Annotated in this window: 19 protein-coding genes; 15 read left to right on the forward strand and 4 right to left on the reverse strand. The window is 66.5% G+C overall.

What is annotated here, in order from left to right:
* Positions 1-99: 99 nt before the first annotated feature.
* The 6 genes from pilV (at position 100) to DOM66_RS19200 (ending at position 6,274) form a co-directional block, all read left to right on the forward strand.
* Positions 100-603 carry a type IV pilus modification protein PilV gene (gene pilV, locus DOM66_RS19175; protein ID WP_110674037.1) on the forward strand — a complete coding sequence of 168 codons (504 nt, stop codon included), beginning with the start codon at positions 100-102 and terminating at the stop codon, positions 601-603.
* Complete coding sequence (locus DOM66_RS19180; protein WP_110691210.1) at positions 603-1,556, forward strand: PilW family protein; 954 nt, start codon at positions 603-605, stop codon at positions 1,554-1,556. Before pilV ends, DOM66_RS19180 begins: the two co-directional genes overlap by 1 nt.
* Positions 1,549-2,034, forward strand: a complete 486-nt coding sequence (locus tag DOM66_RS19185) for a PilX N-terminal domain-containing pilus assembly protein (protein WP_110691211.1) — start codon at positions 1,549-1,551, stop codon at positions 2,032-2,034. The genes DOM66_RS19180 and DOM66_RS19185 overlap by 8 nt, the downstream gene beginning before the upstream one ends.
* Positions 2,018-5,323 carry a PilC/PilY family type IV pilus protein gene (locus tag DOM66_RS19190; protein ID WP_157959104.1) on the forward strand — a complete coding sequence of 1,102 codons (3,306 nt, stop codon included), beginning with the start codon at positions 2,018-2,020 and terminating at the stop codon, positions 5,321-5,323. Before DOM66_RS19185 ends, DOM66_RS19190 begins: the two co-directional genes overlap by 17 nt.
* 142 nt (positions 5,324-5,465) lie before the next feature.
* Positions 5,466-5,912 carry a type IV pilin protein gene (locus tag DOM66_RS19975; protein ID WP_110674041.1) on the forward strand — a complete coding sequence of 149 codons (447 nt, stop codon included), beginning with the start codon at positions 5,466-5,468 and terminating at the stop codon, positions 5,910-5,912.
* Between the two features lie 152 nt (positions 5,913-6,064).
* Complete coding sequence (locus DOM66_RS19200; protein ID WP_110674042.1) at positions 6,065-6,274, forward strand: hypothetical protein; 210 nt, start codon at positions 6,065-6,067, stop codon at positions 6,272-6,274.
* A 45-nt stretch (positions 6,275-6,319) separates the two neighbouring features.
* On the opposite strand, the gene DOM66_RS19205 is transcribed toward DOM66_RS19200, so the two are convergent.
* The gene (locus tag DOM66_RS19205) at positions 6,320-6,856 is read right to left on the reverse strand and encodes a GspH/FimT family pseudopilin (protein WP_110674043.1); all 537 of its coding nucleotides are present in this window, start codon (positions 6,854-6,856) and stop codon (positions 6,320-6,322) included.
* Between the two features lie 81 nt (positions 6,857-6,937).
* Between DOM66_RS19205 and thiO the strand changes: the two genes are divergently transcribed.
* Together thiO and DOM66_RS19215 are read left to right on the forward strand one after the other, a co-directional pair.
* Entirely contained in the window at positions 6,938-8,023 is a 1,086-nt protein-coding gene (gene thiO, locus DOM66_RS19210) for a glycine oxidase ThiO (RefSeq protein WP_110691213.1), read from the forward strand.
* Between the two features lie 112 nt (positions 8,024-8,135).
* On the forward strand, positions 8,136-9,776 hold the full coding sequence (locus DOM66_RS19215) for an NAD+ synthase (protein ID WP_110674045.1): 1,641 nt from the start codon (positions 8,136-8,138) through the stop codon (positions 9,774-9,776).
* A gap of 146 nt (positions 9,777-9,922) precedes the next feature.
* On the opposite strand, the gene DOM66_RS19220 is transcribed toward DOM66_RS19215, so the two are convergent.
* A complete protein-coding gene (locus tag DOM66_RS19220; protein ID WP_110674046.1) occupies positions 9,923-10,735 on the reverse strand; it encodes an outer membrane protein assembly factor BamD in 813 nt (270 codons plus the stop codon).
* A gap of 119 nt (positions 10,736-10,854) precedes the next feature.
* Between DOM66_RS19220 and rluD the strand changes: the two genes are divergently transcribed.
* From rluD to clpB, 3 genes are all read left to right on the forward strand, one after another.
* Positions 10,855-11,814 (forward strand): 23S rRNA pseudouridine(1911/1915/1917) synthase RluD, encoded by a 960-nt coding sequence (gene rluD / locus DOM66_RS19225; protein ID WP_110691214.1) that lies wholly within the window; start codon positions 10,855-10,857, stop codon positions 11,812-11,814.
* A complete protein-coding gene (gene pgeF / locus DOM66_RS19230; protein WP_407071995.1) occupies positions 11,811-12,614 on the forward strand; it encodes a peptidoglycan editing factor PgeF in 804 nt (267 codons plus the stop codon). Before rluD ends, pgeF begins: the two co-directional genes overlap by 4 nt.
* A 183-nt stretch (positions 12,615-12,797) precedes the next feature.
* Positions 12,798-15,383, forward strand: a complete 2,586-nt coding sequence (clpB, locus tag DOM66_RS19235; RefSeq protein ID WP_110674048.1) for an ATP-dependent chaperone ClpB — start codon at positions 12,798-12,800, stop codon at positions 15,381-15,383.
* Positions 15,384-15,519: 136 nt separating this feature from the next.
* Here the strand turns inward: clpB and DOM66_RS19240 are convergent, their stop codons facing one another.
* Complete coding sequence (locus tag DOM66_RS19240; protein WP_342588218.1) at positions 15,520-17,238, reverse strand: sugar porter family MFS transporter; 1,719 nt, start codon at positions 17,236-17,238, stop codon at positions 15,520-15,522.
* 324 nt (positions 17,239-17,562) lie between these two features.
* Between DOM66_RS19240 and DOM66_RS19245 the strand changes: the two genes are divergently transcribed.
* The gene (locus DOM66_RS19245) at positions 17,563-19,287 is read left to right on the forward strand and encodes an acetolactate synthase 3 large subunit (protein WP_110674050.1); all 1,725 of its coding nucleotides are present in this window, start codon (positions 17,563-17,565) and stop codon (positions 19,285-19,287) included.
* Positions 19,287-19,778, forward strand: a complete 492-nt coding sequence (gene ilvN, locus DOM66_RS19250; protein ID WP_106418766.1) for an acetolactate synthase small subunit — start codon at positions 19,287-19,289, stop codon at positions 19,776-19,778. Before DOM66_RS19245 ends, ilvN begins: the two co-directional genes overlap by 1 nt.
* An 89-nt stretch (positions 19,779-19,867) precedes the next feature.
* On the opposite strand, the gene ilvY is transcribed toward ilvN, so the two are convergent.
* Positions 19,868-20,752, reverse strand: a complete 885-nt coding sequence (gene ilvY / locus DOM66_RS19255; RefSeq protein ID WP_110691216.1) for an HTH-type transcriptional activator IlvY — start codon at positions 20,750-20,752, stop codon at positions 19,868-19,870.
* A gap of 179 nt (positions 20,753-20,931) precedes the next feature.
* Between ilvY and ilvC the strand changes: the two genes are divergently transcribed.
* A complete protein-coding gene (ilvC, locus tag DOM66_RS19260) occupies positions 20,932-21,948 on the forward strand; it encodes a ketol-acid reductoisomerase (RefSeq protein ID WP_110674052.1) in 1,017 nt (338 codons plus the stop codon).
* 179 nt (positions 21,949-22,127) lie between these two features.
* Entirely contained in the window at positions 22,128-23,000 is an 873-nt protein-coding gene (gene pssA / locus DOM66_RS19265; RefSeq protein WP_110674053.1) for a CDP-diacylglycerol--serine O-phosphatidyltransferase, read from the forward strand.
* Positions 23,001-23,142: the final 142 nt, after the last annotated feature.

A 23,142-nucleotide genomic window follows, 5' to 3' on the forward strand; every position in this document is an offset into this window, starting at 1 on the left:
CCTGGCCGATACAAGGTAAAAGAATGTAACCGCTGGCAGTGCCGGTGGTCTTTACCCTGTCGGCCGTCGGTTTTCCGATGGCTCCCTGCGGAGCCGGGTGTGTCCCAGTCTCATCACGGCTTGCGCCAACAGCGCGGCCTCTCTCTCATCGAAGTCCTCGTCGCCATGCTGGTCTTCAGCATCGGCCTGCTGGGCACTGCGCAGCTGTTGGCACAGCAACAGCGGCTGGGGCAGGAGTCCAGCCACCGCGCCATGGCGACGATCATGGCGGAGGACCTGCTCGAGCGCGCCAAGCTCGACCCCGAGCGTCGCCAGCACTTCGTCGGCACCTTCGATACGGGCGCCGGCCAGCAGGATGCCGCGCCCGCGGCTCTGCGCCAGTGGATGACGGCGTGGACGGGGCGCTCCGCGTTGCCGGCGCCGAAGGTCTGTGTCAGCGCCTCGTCCGGCGATATCCCGGATAGTGTCGATGTCCAGGTCACCCTGGTCTGGTATTCACGCATCGGGCTGACCGCGCCGGCGCAGCTGCCGACGTGCGTGAGTGAGCGGGGCGATGACAACCATCAGCGCTGGGTGATGCTCTCGGCCTGGGTGGGTGCCTGATGGCGGCGCCGGTCGGGGGACGCGGCCCGGGGCGAGCCGATGCCGGCCATCGGCAGGCCGGGGCGACCCTGATCGAACTGATGGTCGCGATGGTGCTGGCGCTGGTGATGATCCTGGCGCTGACGCGGGTCTATCTCGCCAGCGCCGAGAGCGCCAGTGATGCCACCGCGCGGGCCAGCCTGACCGACAAGACGCGGCTGCTCCATGAGCGCTTCAATAGTGAGTTCCGGCGCGCTGACTTCTGGGGCCGCGTGCCCGCCGACGCCGAGCGCCGGGGTACGCTCACGCTGGGCAGCGACTGCGATGGCGACTTCGCCTTCGGGCGCAGCGCCCAGGCGGCGTCCGATCGCCCGCTGGGGGTGTGGGCGTCGACCACGCAGCCCAAGGCGTGCTCGCTGCAGAGTCCGCTGGCCAAGCAGACCTATGTGGTCATCCGTTACGCGACCGAAACGTGCGCATCCGGCGGCTGCGGTGGTCCGGCGCTGAAGAGTTTCTATCCCTATGCGAGCTTCTTCAACGGTACCCCGCCCGCCGAGCCCGAGCGTGCCGATGCCAAGGATCTGTGGCGCTATGGCGGGAGCCTCTACTACCTCAGCCAGCAACAGGGTGGCACCTCCCTGCGGCGGCTGCGGCTTTCCGGCGCTCGCCTGCGCAATCAGGAGGTGCTGGAGGGGGTCGAGGCGCTGGTCTACCGCTGGTACGTGGCCGACGCCGGCGGTAATGATGGCCGCTGGCAGACCACTGCCAACCTGAGCGCGGCGATGGCACCCCGCATCCAGGCGGTGGAGATCGAAGCGGTGGTCTCTGTGGCCACGCGCGCCACCTACCAGGATACGCAGCAGTACACGTTGAGCGATGGCACTCGGGTCGATCCGGTGCGGGGCCGGCTCTATCGGGAACTCGCCTTCGTGGTGCCGCTGGAGATGCATCGACCGGGAGGCGGCAATGGGTGACCGTCACGGACGCCATGCCCAGCGCGGCGTGGCGCTGATCATGAGTCTGATCTTCCTGCTCCTGCTGGCGATTGTGGCCGCGGCGCTGGTCGAGACCCTGGCCACCCAGAACCGCCTCGGGGTGGCGCATCAGCAGGCGCGTTCGCTGTTCCAGTCACTGCAAGGCGTGCTCGATGAAGCCAGCCGCGAGCAGACCGAGTTGCGCGCGCAGGCCCAGCTCGCCAAGCCTGGCACGTCACAGGTGTGGCAGGGGGATAAACCTACGCTGCCTGCGGGCAGCGGGCTCCAGTTCGAAATGCTGCGCGCTGCCTACGGCTGTCTGGTGCCCGGCTACTCCAACGGCAGTTGCCTGCCGCTGGAGCTCGAGGCCAGCGGCGCGCGTGGCGCTGCCGCCGTCAACGCCCGGCAGGTGTTGGGGCTGCGGGTCGAAACGGTCGACGTCACGTCGGGAGGGGACAGCCGTGCGGGTATCTTCTGAGCACATCGCATGCGGCAGCCGCACCTCCCGTATCCGCCGCCGCTGGTCCGAGGCGGTAGTAACGCGTCTCTTGCTGTCTCTGGCGCTGCTGGCGACGCTGTGCGCGACCCTGCCAGCGGGGGCCGACGACACCGATATCTACCGTAGCCTCTACGATATCGAGTCGCGCAGCGCCAAGCCACAGGTGATGATCCTGTTCGACACCTCTGGCAGCATGCGCGACATCGTCGCCGGCGGCGGCGTGAGCGAAGGTGCTCCCGGTGGCAGTACGCTCGACGGTATCGCTGGCGGTGGCGACGACGACAGCAAGATCAACATCGCCAAGACGGTGATCGATAAGCTGGTGCGCGACAATCCCCAGGTCGACTTCGGGCTGACGATCTTCAACTACAACGCCTACTTGCCGGATGGCGGGCGGATCATCTATCCGCTGCCCGGCAGCCGCGAGAGCGGCGGCGATACCCAGCGCGCGGCGCTGCGGGATACGCTCGAGCAACTCGACCCCGTGACCTCGACGCCGCTGTGCGAGACCTACTACGAGATCTTTCGCTACCTGAAGGGCGAGCGGCCAGCCTACGGTACCCAGCCTCGCGCTTTCGAGGACAGTAACCCGCCCTACAGCCGCGACGCGCTCGACGGCAACTACCGCTATTCGCCCTATCGCACGCCCTTGCGTCCGTGCGAGCCGCTCTACCTGATCTACATGACCGATGGCGTGCCGCAGAACGACACGGCTGCCAATGGCGCAATTGAAAGGCTGGTGAACGGCAGCAGCTTCTATCACGGCTGCGCCGACTATGACGCGCTCGACGCCTTTTCGCGGCCGATCCGCGAGCGCAACTGCCTGCCGGAGCTGGCCTACTACATGCTGCAGCAGGAGACCTTCAGCCAGGGCGAGACGCCACGCGGGCCGGTGACCACCTATACCATCGGCTTCGATACCGACCAGCGGCTGCTGGTCGACAGCGCCAGCCCGCTCAATCTGGCGCCGGGCAAGGCGTGCCCGACGACGCGCCAGGATACCCGTTACCATGGCCGCGACGCCTGCGTGGGCTACTTCACCGCCAACAACTCGGCCCAGCTCTACGCCGCCTTCCAGGGCGCCCTCGACGACGTGCTCTCGCGCAGCACCACCTTTTCGGCGCCGGCGGTCTCCGCCGCTTTCACCAACAACACCCAGAGTCTGGACCGGCTCTATCTGCCGCGCTTCCTGCCGCACAACGCGCCGCGGTGGAGCGGCAACGTCAAGCGCCTGGCGTTCGTCTCGCAGCAGTCCTGGCACGACGCGCGCGGTCAGGAGGCGTTCGATGCCCAGAATGGCGATATCCGCAAGGACGCCTACACTTGGTGGTCCGGTAGCGACGCGCTCGACCTCGACGCGCCGGATGGCAACCTGGTCGAAGCCGGGGGCGTGGGCGCCTTGCTGCGTCAGGCCGTGGGGCGCTCGCTGGCGGGGGAGGCGGGCGGTGACGGGCGCCACGTCTATACCCAGGAGCAGGGCGCGCTGCGCCCGCTGTCGCTCTCGCCTGAGCCCGGCTGGCTGGGCAAACCGGCCAACTGGGGGTTGCCGGAGTGGACGCCGGAAGCCGAAATCGCGCGGCTGATCGCCTGGGCGCGCGGTGTGGACGTGGATGACGAGAATGGTGACGGCGTACGCAATGAGGCGCGTCCTTGGATTCTCGGCGACATCCTGCACAGCGACCCCATCGCGCTGAACTATGGCCGTCTCGGCAGCGGCGGTGCCGACCGCAGCGATAACGCGGAGAAACTCTATCTTGCGTTCGGCACCAACGCCGGCTTTCTGCACTTTGTCGACGGTGACAGCGGCCAGGAGCAGTGGGCCTTCATGCCGCGCGCTCTGGCCCCGCTGCAGCCGACGCTGCGTGACAACCAGGAGGCCACGGATGATCAACCGCGCCACCCCTACGGCGTCGATGGTCCGGCCGCCTTCGTGCGCATCGACGCCGATCGGGATGGGCGCATCACTCCCGGCGATGGCGACCGCATGCTGCTGGCGTTCGGGCTGCGGCGCGGTGGTCGCGACTACTACGCGCTCGATGTCACCGACCCGGCGAAGCCGGCTCTGGCCTGGCAACTGAGCGCCGACGGCGCCTTCGCCGAGCTCGGCCAGAGCTGGGCGGCACCGATTCCGACACGGGTACCCGGACACGCCAACCCGGTATTCGTGATCAGCGGCGGCTACGACCCCGGGCGTGACGATCCCGAGCGCGATGCCTCCCAGGGGGATGTACAGGGACGCGCGTTGTACATCGTCGATGCCTTGACCGGCCGTTTGATCTATCGCGCCGACCCCTTAACGCCTGAGCACTTCGTCGACGGCAAGACCTTTCGCCAGGCGCTGCCCGCCCCGCCCCAGGTGGTCGACAGCAACAACGACGGTGTCGCCGATCGCATCTATCTGGCCGACGTGGGCGGCAATCTGTGGCGGCTCGATCTCGCGGGCCGCGAGGCAGACGACTGGCGGGTGCGCAAGATCGCCGCGCTCGGCGGCAGGGGGCGCGACAATCGGCGCTTCTTCAACAGCGTCGATTTCGTCGCGCTCGATGTCGAGGGGCGCCGCCAGCCACTGCTGCTGGTGGGCAGCGGCGACCGCGCCAATCCCAAGGCGGGGGGGGAGGATAGCCAGTTGGCGGTGGTTCACGATGCCTTCTTCGCCGTGCGCGATCCGGTCAGTGTGGCGGCGGCGGATGGTGGTCAGATCGAGCCGGTCACCGTGGATCAGTTGACCGACATCAGTGATCAGCGCTTCTGCGATCGTGATGCCGACAGCGCCGAGTCGGGTGGCGACAATGGCGGTGACGACGCAGCGCGGGCCTGCCTGCCGGCGTGGCAGTCGGGGGACGGCTGGGTGCTCTATCTCGATCACGGCTACAGTCTGCCGCTGACCGGTGCCAAGGCGCTCTCGCCGAGCGTGACCCTCGACGGTAGCGTCTACTTCTCCGCCTACGTACCCGACAAGCCCGACTCGATCTGCGTACCGGTGGTGGGGCGCAGCTATCTGTTCGGCATCGATCTGCTCACCGGCCAGGGCGTCAGCGCCGTCGGCGAGGGAGACAGCGAGCTGAAAAAGGGGCGGCGCGCGGTCGCGGCGGGGGAGTATCTGCTGGGGCGACCGGCGGTGCTGGTGCGTGGCGACGAGCTCTACCTGCAGGGGATCGGTGCCGCCTCTCTAGCGGGGCTGATCAAAGCCGGTGCGGGTGGTCAGGATGGCGGCATGCAGCTGCCTTATCGCGTGCGCCGCACCTACTGGTATGAGCCGCCGCCATGACGTCGCGACCGGCGAGACCGCGCCGGCGATGGCTCGCGGGCCGCCATCCCGGTACCCACGACTCCGACACCCATTGCCCCTTATCTCGACATCCAATGTGTCGACACACTGTCCCGAATCCCGGCAGCCGGACGGAGCACCCATGAAACAGTCTCAGCGTGGCTTCACCCTGATCGAGCTGATGATCGTGGTAGCGATCATCGGCATTCTCGCCGCGATCGCCATTCCCAGCTATCAGCAGTATGTGGAGCGCTCCCGGCGCAGCGATGGCCAGTCGCTGTTGCAGAGCGCGATGGCGCGCCAGGAGAGCTACTACGGCCAGTTTCTGCAATATGCCCCTGACGTGGCGACCCTCACCGGCCAGCCGAACGGCACCCTGGGCAACGCCGACTATCAGGTGGCGGTCTGCGGCAGCCAGACTGGCTGCGCCGGTGGTGGCTCCGGCCAGACGCCGCCGGCCGGGCAGTACGTGCGCATGACCGCCACCCCCGTGCAGGGTAGTCCGCAGCAGGGCGACGGGGTGCTGTGGATCGACTCCCAGGACAGTACCGGGCGGCTGCTGAATGGCACGGAGCAGGGGACATGGTGAGGCCGGATGGGGTGCCACCCGCAGCGAGAACACCGAGCGTGCGGGGGTATGGCCGGTTGAAAAACGCCGCGCTGTGGGCGGTGCTATCGATAGGGGGGCTTTCGATAGGGTGGCTAGCGGGGCCGGTGCCCGTGCTGGCGGACGACAGCAGGATGGCCAAGTGTGCGGTGCGTCAGGCCGACGGCACGCTGCGCATCCGCTGGATCGAGGTCGACGAGGTGCGTGAGGCTCAGCGTGCGCTGCAGCGCTTCCTCGACCGAGAGGCGCCCGGAGAGGGGCGCCAGGTCGAGCACTGTATCGGCGTGCGCGAGACCTTCTCCAGCGCCCAGGCGCGCGCCGCGGAGCGCACCACGCCGCGCTGAGCCACGCCCGGGTGGCTCAGGATGTTCCGCCTTTCTCAAAGGCTCTCAAGGGCAGCCGCTGCGATCGCCATAGGTCGGCGTCACCCGGCCGGCATCGTTGAGCGTCAGGCGGTTGCCGCCGCTGGGGTTGCAGATGAAGAAGCTGCCGAAGGCGCTGTGAAAATCCCACGGCGTGCTTTTGAAGGTGATCAGGCTGCCGCGATTCCAGCTCAGGGTGACACCCGTCAACGGGTGTTCGCCTGCCAGCCGACCACCCTTGTCGTCGACCCGATGCCATAGATAGCCCTGATTCCAGTTCTTGCCGCACTGGCCGTTGGTGCCGAGGGCGCAGAGCTGCCACGGCTGGCGGGTGGCGACAGCGAGCTGATGCAGGGCTTCCAGACGCTGGCGCAGGGCCTCGGTCTCGCTCGCCAGGCGGCGGCTCTCCAGCCAGCCGCTGGTGGAGATCGCGATGCCGGCGAGTACGCCGATGATTATCACCGTGACCATCAGCTCGATCAGGGTGAAGCCGCGCTGGCGGCGTCTCCTCGACCGCAGGGCGGCGGGCGCACGCGACAGGCGGTGAACGGTACGCGGGGCGATGGCGTGATCTCCTCGAGCTGGACGGGCCGGGCACGCTCGGCGGCGCGAGTGGTAAACTCAGGCTTTTGTCGGGATATCGACATGCAGCAGGATTTCTTGATCGTGGGCGGCGGCGTCATCGGTATGCTGACGGCGCTGCAACTGGCCGATGCCGGGCACTCGGTCGCGCTGGTGGAGCGCGGGCGCTGTGGCCGCGAGGCCTCCTGGGCCGGCGGCGGCATCGTCTCGCCACTTTATCCGTGGCGCTACTCGCGGCCGATCTCGGCGCTGTCGAGCTGGTCGGAGGGGCGCTACCCGGAACTCGCCGGCCGGCTGCTGGAAGAGACCGGTATCGACCCCGAGTTTCGTCAGAAAGGGCTGCTCTATCTGCGAGTGGCGGATGTCGCGGCCGCCCTCGACTGGGCACGTGAGGTCGCCAAGCCGCTGTCGCGGATCGACGCGGCGACTCTGTACGCCAAGGAGCCGCAGGCGGCGCCGGGATTCGACGGCGCGCTGTGGATGCCGACCCTGGGCAGCATACGCAATCCTCGCCTGGGCCAGGCGCTGCGCGCGCGTCTCGCTGCCAGCCCCGGGGTGACGCTGCACGAGGGGCGCGAGGTGCGTGCGCTGATCCAAGAGGGGGCGGCCATTCGCGGGGTCGAGACCGACACCGGGTCGCTGCGCGCCGGCCACACCGTGGTCTGCGCCGGGGCCTGGTCGAGCGCGTTGCTGGCGTCGGTCGGGGTCACCCTGGCGGTGCGTCCGGTGCGCGGCCAGATGATTCTGTTCAAGGCGCCGCCCGGGCTGGTGGAGCGGGTGGTGCTGAAGGATGGCCGCTACGTGATTCCGCGCGCCGATGGCCGCGTGCTGGCCGGCTCGACCCTCGAGGAGGTCGGCTTCGACAAGCAGACCACGGCCGCGGCGTTCGACTCGCTGCACGAAAGCGCCTGCAGCATCGTGCCGGCGCTGGCGGCGTGCCCGGTCGAACACCACTGGGCCGGGCTGCGCCCCGGATCACCCGAGGGTATTCCGACGATCGGCGCGGTGCCGGGAATCGACGGGCTGCACATCAACGCCGGGCACTACCGCAACGGCCTGGTGCTGGCGCCGGCTTCGACCCGGCTGCTGGTCGATCAGCTGATCGGCTGTGAGCCGATCGTCGACCCGACCCCTTATCTGCCGCGCTGAGCGCGGATTTTGCCCTGGCCGCGGGCATGGGCGAAAATGGTCATGACGTCGCCGAGGCCGGTTTCGGGGCGCCAGCCAACCCTGTCGTAGCTGTCTGGAGAAGAGTGGACCCATGCAAGACCTGACCCTGGTAATGGCACAGCTCGACCCGCTGGTCGGCGATATCGCCGGCAATACCGCAGCGGCGATCGAAGCCGTGCGTGAGGCGAAGCTCGAGCACGACGCCGACGTGGTGGTATTCAGCGAGCTCTATCTCACCGGCTATCCGCCCGAGGATCTGCTGCTGCGCGAGGCGATGGAGCCGCGTCTGGCCGAGGCGCTGACCGAGATGGCGCAGAAGATCGCCAAGTTCGCACCGCAGACCCTGGTGGTGATGGGGTATCCCGGCCTGCGCGATGGCCAGCGCTACAACCTGGCCGGTGTGCTGCTGGGAGGCGAATGGCGGGGTGAGTACGCCAAGCAGGCGCTGCCCAACTATCAGGTGTTCGACGAGGACCGCTACTTCGAACCCGGTACCCAGCCGCTGGTGATCGAGCACGCCGGCGCGCGGCTCGGCATCCTGATCTGCGAGGATCTATGGGATGGTGCACCGGTCCGGCAGTCGGCGCAGGCCGGCGCCGATATCCTGGTCACCCTCAACGCCTCGCCATTCCACCTCGACAAGCCCGCCGAGCGCGAGCGGTTGTTCGCCACCCGTGCCCGTGAGGTGAGCCGGCCGGTGGTCTACGTCAACGCCATCGGCGGCCAGGACGAGCTGGTCTTCGACGGCGGCTCGCTGGTCCTGGATGCCCAGGGCGAGGTCGCGGTGCGCGCGCCGTTCTGGCTGGCCGGGCTGATGCCGGTGCGCTTCGTCGCCGCGGACGGGGACTGGCGCCCCGAACCGGGCGAGCGCGAGGCGCTGCCGGAGAGCGAGGAGAACCTCTACTGCGCGCTGGTTACCGGGCTGCGTGACTACGTCAACAAGAGCGGTTTCAAGGGTGTGGTCATGGGGCTCTCCGGGGGCATCGACTCAGCGCTGTCGCTGGCGATCGCCGTCGATGCGCTCGGCGCCGATCGGGTCCATGCGGTGATGATGCCGTATCACTACACCGCCGAGATCTCTCGCGCCGACGCCGCCGAACAGGCGCAGCTGCTCGGCGTCGGCTACGAGGTGATGCCGATCGCGCCGATGGTCGAGGCCTTCGCCGCCACCCTGGCCGATAGCTTCAGCGGCCTGGGTGCGGATACCACCGAGGAGAATCTGCAGTCGCGGGTACGCGGCGTGCTCCTGATGGCGATCTCCAACAAGAAGGGGCTGATGGTCCAGACCACCGGCAACAAGAGCGAGATGGCGGTGGGCTACGCCACCCTCTATGGCGACATGGTCGGCGGCTACAATGCGCTCAAGGATGTCTACAAGACCTGGGTCTACCGGCTGGCCAGGTGGCGCAACACCCAGTCAGCGGCGATTCCCGAGCGGGTGATCACCCGCCCACCCTCCGCCGAGCTGGCCCCTGACCAGCAGGACAGCGATTCGCTGCCGGGTTACGACGTGCTCGACGCCATTCTCGAGCGCTATATCGAAGGCGACATGAGCGCCGAGGCGATCATCGCCGCCGGCTATGACCGCGACGATGTCTATAAGGTGGTCAAACTGGTCGATCGCAACGAGTACAAGCGACGCCAGGCGCCGGTGGGCGTGCGGGTGACGCTGCGCGGCTTCGGGCGCGACCGGCGCTATCCGATCGTCAATGGCTGGCAGCCCGGCAACTAGCTGGCGAGCGACTCGAGGCCACAAAAAAACCGCGACCACCAGGTCGCGGTTTTTTGTTCTCTGCCATGGATGGCGGACCCGCTTCGGGTCGCCCCCTTCATCAACCAGCACTTCCGGTGATGTTTGAGGGGCGGAGGCGCCACGGCTCAGCCGTTGGCGGTGAGCGGTGGATTCACCTTGACGTGCTTGGGCTCGAAGGTATCGCCATCGAGCTGGGCATTGTCGGGGTCGTTGGCGATCAGCGTCTTGAGCACGGTCTGGGCGCGGTCGCGCATGTCCAGACCCAGATAGCCCTCGACCATCACCGCCAGGGCATCGCGGGTGGCGGTGGACTTGGGATAGTGCTCGATCACCCAGCGGCCGCGCTCGACCGCGGCGACATAGGCGCCCTTGCGCAGGTAGAAGTCGGCCACCTGCAGCTCGTGGCGCGCCATCACGTTGCGCAGATAGATGATGCGCTGGCGCGCGTCCGGTGCATAGGCGCTGTCGGGGAAGCGCCGCACCAGCTCGCCGAAGTCGACGTAGGCGTCACGTGAGGCACCCAGGTCGCGCTTGGAGATATCGATCAGCTCCAGGCTTTCGAGGCTGAAGCGTCCGGCCTGATAGGCGGCCAGGCCGCGCATGTAGTAGGCGTAGTCGACCTGCGGATGATCCGGATGCAGGCGGATGAAACGGCTGGCGGCGGCGCGTGCCTGCTCCCAGTTCTCCACCTTGTAGTAGGCGTAGATCAGCTCCAGCTGCGCCTGCTCGGCGTAGCGGCCGAAGGGGAAACGGGTGTCGAGCGCTTCCAGCTGGGTCACCGCGGTAGAAAAACGGCCGGCATCGAGCGAGCTCTGGGCCTGCTGGTAGAGATCCTGCTCCTGCAGATCGGGGGCGGGCTCGTTACTGGCGCACCCGGCGAGCAGCGCGCCCGAGATCAGCAGGGCACCCAGTGCGGGAAATCGCGCTGAAAATCGCATCGTCATCCTCGTATCAACCAATCCCTGGCGGCCGTGATAGAATCCGCCGAATCCGCTCACTATAAAGCAAACCCCGGTAGCGGCGAAATGTACCGGCGAAACGGAACCCTTCCCGACGTATGGCCGACATCCTCAAGCGTGACGAGCGCATACCCGAGCATTTGGCCGGACGACGTCTGGACCAGGCGGCGGCCGAAATGTTCCCCGAGTTCTCCCGCGAGCGCCTCAAGAGCTGGATCCAGCAGGGCGAGCTGAGCCTCGACGGGCGTACGGTGCGGCCCAAGGACAAGGTGTTCGGCGGCGAGCGGCTGGCGCTCGATGCCCAGTTGGAGGCCGAAACCCGCTGGGAGGCACAGGACATCCCGCTGACCATCGTCCACGAAGACGACGCGGTGGTGGTGATCGACAAGCCCGCCGGGCTGGTGGTGCATCCCGCCGCCGGCAACCCCGACGGCACCCTGCTCAATGCCCTGCTGCACCACTTTCCGGCACTGGCTGGTATCCCCCGCGCTGGCATCGTCCATCGTCTCGACAAGGACACCACCGGGCTGATGATGGTGGCCAAGACGCTGGAGGCCCAGACCGCGCTGGTCGAGCAGTTGCAGGCGCGCAGCGTGTCGCGGGAGTACGATGCCATCGTGGTCGGCACCATGACCGCCGGTGGCACGGTGGATGCGCCGATCGGGCGCCATCCCAAGGATCGCCAGCGCCAGGCGGTCACTGCCGGCGGCAAGCCGGCGGTGACCCACTACCGGGTGCAGGAGCGCTTCCGCGGGCATACCCATGTGCGCTGTCGCCTGGAAACGGGGCGCACCCACCAGATCCGCGTGCATCTGGCTCACGTGCGCTACCCGCTGGTCGGCGACCCGGTCTACGGCGGGCGGCTCAAGCTGCCTGCCGGGGCCGGCGAGTCGCTCAAGACGCTGCTGCGCGATTTCCCGCGCCAGGCGCTGCATGCGCACAAGCTGCGCTTCACCCACCCCGTCAGCGGCGACACGGTGGAGTGCCGCGCGCCGCTACCCGATGACATCTTCCTGCTGCTGGATGCGCTGCGTCAGGACCGGGAGGGTGAGGCATGAGTCTGAGCGAAGATGCCGGGCTGCCGGGCATGACCCCGCCGGCCAGTGATGCGCCGACGCTGATCCTGCCCGACTGGGCGGCGCCGAGCACCGTCGGTGCCTTCGTCACCACGCGTCAGACCGGCCCTAGTCGCGGCCACTTCGCCGCCTTCAATCCCCAGGGCTTCAAGGGCGACGATCCGCAGACGGTGGCGCGCTGCCGTGAGCTGCTGTCGCTCGAAGTGGGCGATGGACGCCCGCTGTTCTGGCTCAAGCAGGTCCACGGTGCGCGGGTGATGCAGCGCTATCAGCCCGCGTACCGCGAGACCCCGCCGGAGGCCGATGCCGCCGTCACCTCCCGGCGTGACTACGCCTGCGTGGTGCTCACCGCCGACTGCCTGCCGATATTCTTCTGCGATCGCGCCGGCACCCGGGTGGGGGTGGCCCACGCCGGCTGGCGTGGGTTGGCCGGTGGGGTGCTGGAGGCCAGCGTGGCCGCGCTGGGGGTCGATCCGAGCGAGATTCTGGTGTGGTTCGGGCCAGCGATCTCGAATGCCCAGTTCGAGGTCGGCCCGGAGGTGTTCGAAGCCTTCGTCGCGGTCCAGCCGGAGGCGGAGAGCGCCTTCGACCGCAGCCCCTACCGGCTCGGCCATCATATGGCCGATCTCTACAAGCTGGCGCGCCTGCGCCTCGAGCGCCTGGGGATCCAGTCGATCAGCGGCGGCCACTTCTGCACCGCCTGCGACGAGGAGCGCTTTTACTCCTACCGTCGTGACCAGGGGCGCACCGGGCATATGGCCAGCGTGATCTGGCTGCGCTGAGTCGCGCTATCCGGCTTCCCTTCTGTTTCAGATTCCACATGAATGAGATTCGTCTGCGTCTATTTGGCGCAGGCGAATTTTTCATGCGTGACGCTTGAATTGTGCAAACATACCTCCATCTAGCTGTCAACTGATGAACTGACTCGCCGCCGACCCATTCGGCTGGCGTCTGGAGGGAATCCGATGCGTATGGATCGTATGACCACGAAGTTGCAGAACGCACTGGCCGAGGCGCAATCGCTGGCGGTTGGCCGTGGCCACAACCAGCTCGACCCGGGGCATCTGCTGATGGCGCTGCTGGAGATGCGCGACAGCGGCGTCAAGGGACTGGTGCAGAAGGCGGGCGGTGACGTCAGCCGCCTGCGCGAGGGGCTGGCGAGCTATCTCGACAAGCTGCCCGAAGTCGGCCAGTTCGATGGCAATGTCAGCATGAGCCAGGACCTGGGACGGCTGTTCAATCTGGCCGATCGTGAGGCCCAGAGCCGCGGTGACCAGTACATCGCGATCGAACTGGTGCTGCTTGCCGCGCTCGATCTCAAGGGCGGTGTGGCCAAGGTGCTGACCCAGGCCGGGCTGGAGCGCAAGCGTCTGGCCACGGCGATCAGCGAGGTGCGCGGCGGTGCCCAGGTCGACGATGCCAACGCCGAGGAGAAGCGCGAGGCGCTGGAGAAGTACACCCTCGACCTGACCGCGCGGGCGACCGACGGCAAGCTCGACCCGGTGATCGGCCGCGACGACGAGATCCGTCGCACCATCCAGGTGCTGCAGCGGCGTACCAAGAACAACCCGGTCCTGATCGGCGAGCCGGGCGTGGGCAAGACAGCCATCGTCGAAGGGCTGGCCCAGCGCATCGTCAACGGCGAGGTGCCGGAGGGGCTCAAGGAGAAGCGCGTGCTGTCGCTCGACATGGGCGCGCTGCTGGCCGGGGCCAAGTTCCGCGGCGACTTCGAGGAGCGGCTCAAGGCGGTGCTGAACGAGCTGGCCAAGGAAGAGGGTCGGGTGATCCTGTTCATCGACGAGCTGCACACCATGGTCGGCGCGGGCAAGGCCGACGGCGCCCTGGATGCCGGCAACATGCTCAAGCCGGCGCTGGCCCGCGGTGAGCTGCACTGTGTGGGGGCGACCACTCTCGATGAGTATCGCCAGTACATCGAGAAGGACGCGGCGCTGGAGCGGCGCTTCCAGAAGGTTCTGGTGGACGAGCCCAGCGAAGAGGACACCATCGCCATCCTGCGCGGGCTCAAGGAGCGCTACGAGGTCCACCACGGGGTCGACATCACCGACGGCGCGATCATCGCCGCGGCCAAGCTCTCGACCCGCTACATCACCGATCGCCAGCTCCCCGACAAGGCGATCGATCTGATCGACGAGGCGGCGTCGCGCATCCGTATGGAGCTCGACTCCAAGCCGGAGGAGATGGATCGTCTCGACCGGCGCCTGATCCAGCTCAAGATGGAGCGAGAGGCGCTGAAGAAGGAGACCGACGAGGCCTCGCGCAAGCGCCTGGAGAATCTCGAGACCCTGATCACCGAACTCGAGCGCGAATACGCCGATCTCGAGCAGGTGTGGAAGGCCGAGAAGGCGAGCATCCAGGGGGCGGCCCAGTACAAGGCCGAGCTCGAGCAGGCGCGGATCGACCTCGAAGCGGCGCGGCGCCAGGGCGATCTCGGACGCATGTCCGAGCTGCAGTACGGGGTGATTCCCAAGCTCGAGCAGCAGATCGCCGAGAGCAGCGAGAGCGAGTCCAGCGATGCGGCGGAGCATCAGCTGCTGCGCTCCAACGTGACCGAGGAAGAGATCGCTGAGGTGGTGTCGCGCTGGACCGGGATTCCGGTGGCCAAGATGCTCGAAGGCGAGCGGGACAAGCTGCTGCGCATGGAGGAGGCGCTGCACGAGCGGGTGATCGGCCAGGATGAAGCGGTCACCGCGGTGGCCAATGCCGTGCGCCGTTCCCGAGCCGGCCTCTCCGATCCCAACCGGCCCAACGGCTCGTTCCTGTTCCTCGGGCCCACCGGGGTGGGCAAGACCGAGCTGTGCAAGTCGCTGGCCGGCTTCCTCTTCGATACCGAAGAGGCGATGGTACGCATCGACATGTCAGAGTTCATGGAGAAGCACTCGGTGGCGCGCCTGATCGGGGCACCGCCGGGCTATGTCGGTTACGAGGAGGGCGGCTACCTGACCGAGGCGGTGCGGCGCAAGCCCTACTCGGTGTTGCTGCTCGACGAAGTCGAGAAGGCGCATCCGGATGTCTTCAACATCCTGCTGCAGGTGCTTGAGGATGGGCGTCTGACCGATGGCCAGGGGCGCACGGTGGATTTCCGCAACACGGTGATCGTGATGACCTCCAACCTGGGCTCCGATGTGATCCAGCGCATGAGCAGCGAGGAGTCCGACTACGCGGCGATGCGTGATGCGGTGATGGCTGTGGTGGGCAACCACTTCCGCCCCGAGCTGATCAACCGTATCGACGAGGTGGTGGTGTTCCACGCCCTTGGTCAGGAGCAGATTCAGGCGATCGCCTCGATCCAGCTCGAACGCTTGCGTCAGCGGCTCGCCGAGCGCGATCTGGGGCTTGAGGTCAGCAGCGACGCCATGGCCCAGCTGGCGGTGGTGGGCTTCGATCCGGTCTATGGGGCGCGTCCGCTCAAGCGCGCGATCCAGAACCGGATCGAGAACCCGCTGGCCCAGGATCTGCTGGCGGGGCGCTTCGCCCCGGGCGACACCATCCGGGTGCACGCCGAGGGCGACCATCTGGTGTTCGCGACCTGACGTCGGCGGATACTCGCTGTACGGCTAGTGACCACGACAGAGCCCCGCCGAAAGGCGGGGCTCTTGTCTTGTCTGGGCCGCGGTTCTCACGCCCCCGATACCTTCCGAGGCCAGAGATCGCGCCTGGGGCGTCTGTTCAGGCGCGGGCGGGCTGGCGCCGCTGCGCTGCCGGGTCGCTGCCGCCGTGTACCAGGCGGCGCTGCAGCTCCTCCAGCGAGACGCCCTTGGTCTCGGGCATCAGGAACATCACGAACAGCACCTGCAATACCATCATCACGGCGAAGAAGGCGAACACCGGCCCGCCGTTGAAGTGCCCCAGCACCGTGGGCATCAGCAGTGCGATGCAGGCAGCGCAGATCCAGTGCACCGAACTGCCGAAGGACTGGCCGCGGGCGCGCACCTGGTTGGGGAAGATCTCGGCGATGAAGACCCAGATGATCGCCCCCTGGCTGATGGCGTGTGCGGCGATGAACAGGCACAGCAGCAAGGGCACGTCGAGACCACCCAGATCGCCGGAGAAGAAGGCGCGCGAGATCAGCACCAGCGAGGCGATATAGCCCACCGAGCCGATGTAGAGCAGGGTGCGCCGCCCCAGGCGGTCGATCAGCGCCATGCCGAGCATGGTGAACAGCAGGTTGATCACCCCGATGCCCACGGTCGAGAGCAGGGCAGCGCTGCTGCCGAGCTGGGCCGCTTCGAGCACCCTTGGGGCGTAGTAGATGATGAAATTGATACCGGAGAGCTGATTGAAGAAGGCGATCAGGAACGCCAGCAGGATGGGCAGGCGATAGCGGCCGGAGAAGAACGCCGGTCGCGCCTGCTGCTCGTCACTGTCGTCGGCGGCGCGGATCGCGGCGACCTGGGCGTCGACATCCGCCCGAGGGTCGAGCTGCCGCAGTACCGCGGCGGCGCCTTGGGTGTCGTTGCGGTGTAGTATCAGCCAGCGCGGGCTGCGCGGAATGCGGAACACCATCAGGGTGTAGATCAGCGCCGGCACCGCCTCGACACCGAGCATCCAGCGCCACGCCTGGCCGTCGATCAGCGCGCCGATCACATAGTTGGAGACGAACGCCATCAGGATGCCGAACACCACGTTGAACTGGTAGAGCCCCACCAGCAGGCCGCGACGCTCACTTGGCGCGATCTCCGAGATATAGGTGGGCGCCGCCACCGAGGAGACGCCCACACCGATGCCGCCGATCAGCCGGAAGAACGAGAACCAGTAGGGGTCGCTGGCCAGCGCCGAGCCCACCGCCGAGACCAGATAGAGTCCGCCGATCAGCAGTAGGGTGGCGCGCCGGCCCAGGCGGTCGGTGGGGTAGTTGCCCCAGATGGCGCCGATCACCGTGCCCCACAGGGCCATCGACATCACCAGCAGGCCGTGCTGCAGGTCGCTCAGCCCCCACAGGGCCTGGATGGGCTTGTCGGCGCCGGAGATGACCGCGGTATCGAAGCCGAACAGAAAACCGGCCAACGCTACCGTGATCGACCACTGGACGATACGGGACATGGAACTCCTCCTACTCCGGGGCCAGCGGCGCGGCCTGTATGAGATGAATCGATTCAGCTTGCGCATTACAGCAAGGGATCGGCGGAGATGCGAGCACTCGCCGGTAGACTTTCGTCGCGTTTCGGTAAGCGCAAGGGTGGGGCGAACGGCTGATGCACCGATGTTCCCCCGGGCCATTGGTGAATGCATGCAGGGGGGCGAGGAGATTGTCGAGGAGGCGAAATGCGGGGTTCGCCCCATCACGCCACAGGGCGCCGTGCCAGCGCTGATGCCGGGGCCCGCCAAGGTTGACAGTCCGGGAACGCTGGGAGAATCTAGGCGACTCCTGATTGCGGGCGCAGCCATTGCCGGGCGACCCCTGGCCGCTGCGTGAAGGGTAGGTTCTGCGTGACCTCTACCCGCCTGTCGAAGGAACTCTTTCTCAGGAAAGAGGGGAACGGGCCACCCGCTCGTCCCCGCCAACCCCACACGGCGATCTGCCGTGCCGGGAGCCGTGTCGACCTGCTGGTCGTGACGGTTTCCATGAGTGCGGGTCCCCACCCAGGGCCCATAGCCAGGATTATGGCATCAGGCGCCGACGGCACGTCGGTAGCGGCGTACCGCCGCATTAACGCTACGCGATTGCGGAAATCGCGCAGTGGCACTCGAACCTCCAGGGGAGACTCACCAGTGGAATTACTTTCCGGCGCCGATATGATCGCCCGCTTCCTGAAAGACGAAGGGGTGGAGCATATCTACGGCTACCCGGGCGGTGCGGCATTGCACATCTACGATGCCCTCTTTCGCCAGGATAGCGTCAAGCACATTCTCGTTCGCCACGAACAGGCCGCGACCCACGCCGCCGACGGCTATGCCCGCGCCACCGGCAAGCCCGGCGTGGTGCTCGTCACCTCCGGCCCCGGCGCCACCAATGCCGTCACCGGTATCGCTACCGCCTACATGGACTCGATTCCCATGGTGGTGCTGTGCGGCCAGGTGATGAGCCACCTGATCGGCGAAGACGCCTTCCAGGAGACCGATATCGTCGGCGTGACGCGTCCGGTGGTGAAGCACAGCTTCTCGATCAAGCACCCGAGCGAGATCCCTGAGGTATTGAAGAAGGCGTTCTACCTGGCCGCCACCGGACGCCCCGGTCCGGTGCTGGTGGACATTCCCAAGGACATGACGTCGCCCACCGAGCGCTACGAGTACGTCTATCCCAAGAAGGTCAAGATTCGCTCCTACAACCCGGTCACCCGCGGGCATACCGGCCAGATCAAGAAAGCGGTCGACATGATGCTCAAGGCGCGGCGTCCGGTGTTCTATACCGGCGGCGGTATCATCACCGGGCGGGCCTCCGAGGCGCTGACCGATCTGGTGCAGCGCCTGGGCTTTCCGATCACCACCACGCTGATGGGGATCGGCGGTTTCCCCCAGGGCGACCGCTGCTCCCTCGGCTGGCTCGGCATGCACGGCAGCTATGAAGCCAACATGGCGATGCACCATGCCGATCTGATCGTCGCCATCGGCGCGCGCTTCGATGACCGCGTCACCAACAACACCTCGAAGTTCTGCCCCACGGCCAAGATCGTGCATGTCGATATCGACCCCAGCTCGATCTCCAAGACGGTGCGGGCGGACGTGCCCATCGTCGGTGCCGCGGGCAGCGTGATCAGCGAGATGATCAGTCTGCTGCAGGATCGCGAGCCGGCCAGCCCCGATGCGCTCGCCGAGTGGTGGAAGAGCATCGACGGCTGGCGCGCCGAGCGCGAAGGCAAGCTCTATGAGCCGTCGAAGCCGGGCGAGGCGCTCAAACCGCAGGAGGTGATCGAGGCGGTCTACCGCGCCACCCGTGGCGAAGCCTTCGTCACTACCGATGTCGGTCAGCACCAGATGTTCGCGGCCCAGTACTACAAGTTCGCCAAGCCCAACCGTTTCATCACCTCCGGTGGCCTCGGCACCATGGGGTTCGGCTTCCCGGCGGCGATGGGCGTCAAGCTCAACTTCCCGCAGGACGACGTGGTCTGCTTCACCGGCGAAGGCAGCTTCCAGATGATGATGCAGGAGCTGTCGACGTGTAAGCAGTTCGATGTCGGGGTCAAGATCGTCAACCTCAACAACCAGTCGCTGGGGATGGTGCGCCAGTGGCAGGATCTCAACTACAAGTCGCGTCATGCGCACTCCTACATGGAGTCGCTGCCGGACTTCGCCAAGTTGATCGAGGCCTATGGCTTCACCGCGATCAAGGTGACGACCATTGACGAGCTGGAGCCGGCGCTGGAGCGTGCCTTCGCCGATACCCATGAGCTCGTGTTCCTCGATATCTATGTCGATCCTTTCGAACACGTCTATCCGATGCAGGTGCCGCTGGGCTCCATGCGTGACATGTTGCTGTCGAAGACGGAGCGGACCTGATGCGCCATATCATCTCGATTCTGCTGGAAAACGAACCCGGCGCCCTGTCCCGCGTGGTGGGGCTGTTCTCCCAGCGCAACTTCAACATCGAAACGCTGAACGTGGCGCCGACGGAAGACCCCTCGCTCTCGAGGCTGACCGTCACCACGGTGGGTGACGACCGCGTGATCGAGCAGATCACCAAGCACCTCAACAAGCTGATCGACGTGGTCAAGCTGGTCGACCTGACCGAGGGCAACCATATCGAGCGCGAGCTGATGCTGGTCAAGGTCAAGGCGCTGGGCGCCAGCCGTGACGAGGTCAAGCGTACCGCGGATATCTTCCGGGCCCAGGTCGTGGACGTGACGCCGAGCGTTTACACCGTGCAGATCACCGGCGATGCCGGCAAGCTCGACGCCTTCGTCCAGGCGATGGCGCCGATCGGCATTCTCGAAGTGGCGCGGACCGGGGTGTCCGGTATTGCCCGCGGCGACAAGCTGCTGTCGCTGTAGCCGATTCGACGGCAGCGGTACGACGCCCGGCGGAAGCGATTCCGCCGGGCGTTTTTCATGAGACGCCGGCGGGGACGGTCGAACACGGCTCAGCTAGGCAGCTGTGCCCAGAGCGCTTCGATCAGGGCGCTCTTGAGACGGCGCTTGAGTACGCACAGGCCGACGTCGTAGTGGGGCAGCTCGGGCTTGACCGGCAGGATGGTGATCCGTTCGAGCAGCGGGCTGTTGTCGAGCACGATGCGCGGCACGATGCCCACGCCGAAGCCGAGTCCGACCATGCTGACGATCGCCTCGTTGCCGGCGACCTGGGCGTAGATGCGCGGGCGTACGCCGAGCGCTCGGAACCAGGTGTCGGCATGATCGCGGGAGAGCCCGGACTCCGACAGGATCATCGGCACCTCGCGCCACTGGGCCGGCGTCGGAATCTCCGGTGTGGCCGGCAGCCAGGCGGCGCCGTCACGCGGGGCGATGAACACCAGTGGCGAGGTCGCCAGCGGCTTGAACGCCACCGCCTCCGGCAGGCTGCGTGGGCGCGCGGTGATCGACACCTCCTCCTGTTCGGATTGGACCCGGGCAATGGCATCCGCCGGATCGCCGGTGTGCAGCTTGATCTCGATACGCGGATGGCGCTGGCGGAATTCGCTCAGCAGGCGGTAGAGGAAGCTGTAGCTGGCGGTGACCGAACAGTAGATGCTGAGCTCACCGGCCAGCTCCTGGGTCTCCGCCATCAGCTCGCGCTGCAGAGTCTGCCACTGCTCCAGCGTCTCCCGGGCATAGGCATGGAACAGCTGGCCTTCCCGGGTCAGCTCGACGTGACGATTGTCACGCTCGAACAGGGTCACCCCCAGGTTCTCCTCGAGCTGGCGCAGCGAGCGACTCAGGGTCGAGGGGCTGATATGGCAGGCGTCGCTGGCACGGCCGAAGTGGAGATGTTCGGCCAGGGCCAGGAAATGGGTGAGCGGGCGGTAATCCATAGCGTGTGTATGTTGCCGTATGTGAAATGTCGCATTGCAAATATAGCGTTTTACGCAACGAGGCGCTTGTCTTATCGTGGCGTCACGGTTCGACGATCACCGCCCGCTCCGGCGGCCGGCGCGATCGCTACACCGACCTGACACATTTCAGACTGTTCGTATCGATATCGGAGTTTGCCATGCACGTGTATTACGACAAGGACTGCGACCTGTCGCTGATCCAATCCAAGCAGGTCACCATCGTGGGTTACGGCTCCCAGGGCCACGCCCATGCCAATAACCTGAAGGAGTCCGGTGTCGACGTGACCGTGGCACTGCGCAAGGGTTCCTCTTCTGCGGCCAAGGCCGAAGGTGCCGGCCTCAAGGTGGCCAGCGTCGCCGAGGCGTGCAAGAGCGCCGACGTGGTCATGATCCTGGCGCCGGACGAGAACCAGAAGGTGATCTACGAGCAGGAGATCGAGCCGAACCTGAAAGAGGGCGCCACCGTCGCCTTCGCCCACGGCTTCAACATCCACTACAACCAGGTCCAGCCGCGCGCCGATCTCGACGTGATCATGGTCGCGCCCAAGGCGCCGGGCCACACCGTGCGCTCCGAGTTCGTGCGCGGCGGTGGTATCCCCGACCTGATCGCGATCCACCAGAACGCCTCCGGCCAGGCCAAGGAGATCGCACTCTCCTACGCCGCGGCGATCGGCGGTGGCCGCAGCGGGATCATCGAGACCACCTTCAAGGATGAGACCGAAACCGATCTGTTCGGCGAGCAGGCGGTTCTCTGCGGCGGCGCGGTCGAGCTGGTCAAGGCGGGTTTCGAAACCCTGACCGAAGCGGGCTACGCCCCGGAGATGGCCTACTTCGAGTGTCTCCACGAGCTCAAGCTGATCGTCGACCTGATGTACGAAGGCGGCATCGCCAACATGAACTACTCGATCTCCAACAATGCCGAGTACGGCGAGTACGTGACCGGCCGCGAGATCATCAACGAGAGTTCGAAAGAGGCGATGCGCAAGGCACTCAAGCGCATCCAGGATGGCGAATACGCCAAGATGTTCATCGCCGAAGGCGCCTGCAACTACGCCTCGCTCAACGCTCGCCGTCGCCAGACCGCCGAGCATCCGATCGAGCAGGTGGGTGAGAAGCTGCGCGGCATGATGCCGTGGATCACCGCCAACCAGCTGGTCGACAAGAGCAAGAACTGAGCCGCTCAAGCCGTGGCACGATGCGAGGGGCGCGACCGAGGTCGCGCCCCTTTTGTTTGGCTGCCAGGGCGACAGTTTGATCGTTCGGGTAGGGCATGTGTCGCGATTCCCGCTAGGCTGTGGGTAGAATTGTCCGGCTTCCATACCGGAACGCTCTCGATATCAAAGGACTCGCCGCCATGACGCAGGAAGAACGCCACCACGAGCAGGAGCCCGAAACCATCACCATCGGCGCGACCTCGCCGCTGTTCGACGACGAGGACGAGGTGATCGAGGAGACGGTGGAGAACGGCAAGCGTATCCGTCGTCGCGGCATCTATCTGCTACCCAACCTGTTCACCCTCTCGGCGCTGTTCGCCGGCTTCTACTCGATCGTCGCGGCGATCAACGGTGACTACGCCAAGGCCGCGATCGCGATCTTCATCGCCATGGTGCTCGACGGGCTGGATGGCCGAGTGGCTCGCCTGACCAATACCCAGAGCGCCTTCGGTGCCGAGTTCGACAGCCTGGCCGATATGGTCTCCTTCGGCATGGCGCCGGCGCTGGTCGCTTTCACCTGGATTCTCCAGGATATCGGCAAGATCGGCTGGATCGCCGCCTTCATCTTCGTCTCCGGGGCGGCATTGCGGCTGGCGCGCTTCAATGTGCAGATCGGCAGTACCGACAAGAAGTGGTTCGTCGGCTTGCCCAGCCCTTCGGCCGCGGCGGTAGTCGCCGGCTGTGTCTGGGTCTTCCACACCTTCGACGCCGAATCCATCGGCTTCAAGATATTGATGACGATCGTCGTCGCTGCCGCCGGGGTATTGATGGTCAGCAATGTGCGCTACCACAGCTTCAAGGAGATCGACTTCAAGGGCCCGGTGCCCTTCGTCTTCCTGCTGGTGATCGTGCTGCTGTTCGTGCTGATCTCGATCGAGCCTTCGGTGATGCTGCTCGCGCTGTTTGGCTGCTACGTGGTGTCGGGCCCTTTGTTTGCGCTGGGGCGTCTCAACAAGGCGCGCCGGGATAAACGCCGCAGCGCCTCCGGTGCCCAACAGGCCCAGGACGACTGACGCCGGCCCGCCTTCGACGTCTATCGACGCCCGCCTTGTGCGGGCGTCGCCGTATTTGGCTGGAGGCGGATCATTTGCCAGGGGCCGCGCCATACGTCGCCTGCAGCAATGACGCCCCGAAGCGGCGCAACTTTTTTGCCGC

It is taken from the genome of Salinicola endophyticus, from assembly GCF_003206575.1.
GTDB lineage: Bacteria > Pseudomonadota > Gammaproteobacteria > Pseudomonadales > Halomonadaceae > Salinicola > Salinicola endophyticus.